This is a genomic window from Actinotalea sp. JY-7885 (assembly GCF_014525465.1).
Classification (GTDB): domain Bacteria; phylum Actinomycetota; class Actinomycetes; order Actinomycetales; family Cellulomonadaceae; genus Actinotalea.
In genome coordinates this window covers 1-1937 of record NZ_JACEXH010000301.1, presented here as the reverse complement: position 1 = coordinate 1937, position 1937 = coordinate 1, and the positions used below count along the sequence as shown (strand labels likewise).

The 1937-nt window shown below is 77.3% G+C and carries 2 protein-coding genes; both read left to right on the top strand.

Annotated elements, in window-relative coordinates; all coding sequences use genetic code 11:
• Window positions 1–481, top strand: a 481-nt coding sequence (locus IDM29_RS16520; protein ID WP_188037820.1) for a methyltransferase, incomplete at its 5' end; no start/stop codon positions are given.
• 69 nt (window positions 482–550) lie between these two features.
• The coding region (locus IDM29_RS16515; RefSeq protein WP_188037819.1) for a cation:proton antiporter at window positions 551–1937 on the top strand (1387 nt) is incomplete at its 3' end.

The window sequence follows — 1937 nt, the reverse complement described above, 5'->3', positions numbered from 1 at the left end:
CCTGTGCTGCGGGGCCGGGGCGCTCGGTGCCGCGGTGGCGGCGTCCGCCGAGGTCGAGCTCCACGCCGCCGACGTCGACCCGGCCGCCGTGCGCTGCGCGCGCCGGAACCTGCCCGCCCGCACCGTGCACGCGGGCGACCTGTGGGACGCGCTGCCCCGCGACCTGCGCGGCCGCGTCGACGTCGTCGTCGCGAACGCCCCGTACGTCCCCACCGCCGCCATCGCGCTCATGCCTCCCGAGGCCCGCGACCACGAGCCGGCGACCGCGCTCGACGGCGGACCCGACGGGACGGACGTCCACGCACGCCTCGCTGCGCAGGCCGCCGAGTGGCTCGCGCCGGGCGGGTACCTCGTCGTCGAGACCGGCCGGACCCAGGCCGCCCGCACCGTCGCCCTCCTGGCGGCCGGCGCCCTGTCGACGCGGGTCGTGACGGACGAGGACCTCGACGCGACGGTCGTCGTCGGGCGGCGCCGGGTCTGAGGCGGCCGCGCGACCCGGCCCGGGTGCGCCTAGGGTCGGGTCTCGGACAGCGACCGTCGGGAGCCGCCGGTGGACACCCTCGTCATCCTCGTCGTCATCGCGCTCGTCTCGATCCTCATGGTCGGGATCGCCGAGCGCCTGGACGTCGCCTGGCCGGCCCTGATGGTCGTGATCGCGGCCGGCACCGGGCTGGTCCCCGCGTGGCGGGACGTGCACGTCGAGCCGGACCTCATCCTGCCGCTGTTCCTGCCGCCGCTGCTCTTCGCGACCGCCCAGCGCACGTCCTGGGGACTGTTCCGGCGCCGGTGGCGCACCCTGGTGGGGCTCGCCCTGCTGCTGACCACGGCCAGCATCGCGGTGGTCGCGGGAACGGTCTGGGCGCTCGTGCCCGGCCTCACGTTCGCCGTGGCGGTCGCGATCGGCGCGGCCGTGTCCCCGCCCGACCCGGTCGCGGTGGAGGCGGTCGCGGCGCCGCTCGGCATCCCGCGCCGCCTGGTCGCGGTCCTGCAGAGCGAGGGCCTGTTCAACGACGCCGTCGCCCTGGTCGTCTTCCAGACCGCTGTCGCCGCGGCGGTGCAGCAACAGCCCTTCGGGCCCGGGGTGCTCCTGCGCTTCGGCTACGGCCTCGTCGCGGCGACCGCCCTCGGGATGGCGCTCGGTGCCGCCGCGGTCTGGCTGCGCGGACGGCTCGGCGCGGTGGCGGCGCGCAACGCCGTCACCCTCGTGCTCCCGTTCGCCGTCTACCTGGCTGCCGAGGAGCTCCAGGCGTCGGGCGTGGTCGCCGTGGTCGTCGCGGCCCTGCACATCGGCAGCCGCCAGGAGCCCGAGCAGGTCGAGGACCGCCTCAGCGGCGCCGCGCTCTGGGACGTCATCGAGCTGCTGGTGACCGGGCTCGCGTTCGGGCTCATCGGCATCGAGCTCGGCTGGGCCGTGCGCGAGGCCGGGGACCAGCTGCCCGCGATGCTCGGCACGGGCGTCGTCGTCGGGCTCGCGCTCCTGGGGCTGCGCCTCGCGTGGCTCTGCGGGTGGACAGGGGTCGTCCGCGCCACCGGTGACCCCACGGCCGCACCGCGCACCCTGCGCGAGGCGGTCGTCCTGACGTGGTGCGGGATGCGCGGCCTCGCGACGCTGGCCCTCGCGCTGGCGATCCCCACGACCCTCGAGGACGGTGGGCCGCTGCCCGGCCGGACCGAGATGGTCGTCGTGGCGTCCACCGTCATCGCCATGACGCTCCTGCTGCCCGCCTTCACGCTGCCGCTCGTGGTGCGCGGGCTCGGCGTGGACCGCGAGGCGGAGCGCGAGCAGGCCGCCGAGGACCGCGTCGCGGCCCGGGCGCGCGACGCCGTGGTGGCGCACCTGCGCGCCCTGCCCGGGCTCCCGGAGCTCCCGGAGGACCGCGCGGCACAGGTGCGGGCCGCCCTGGCCGAGCTCGAGGCGATGCTCGGCGGCCCTGCCA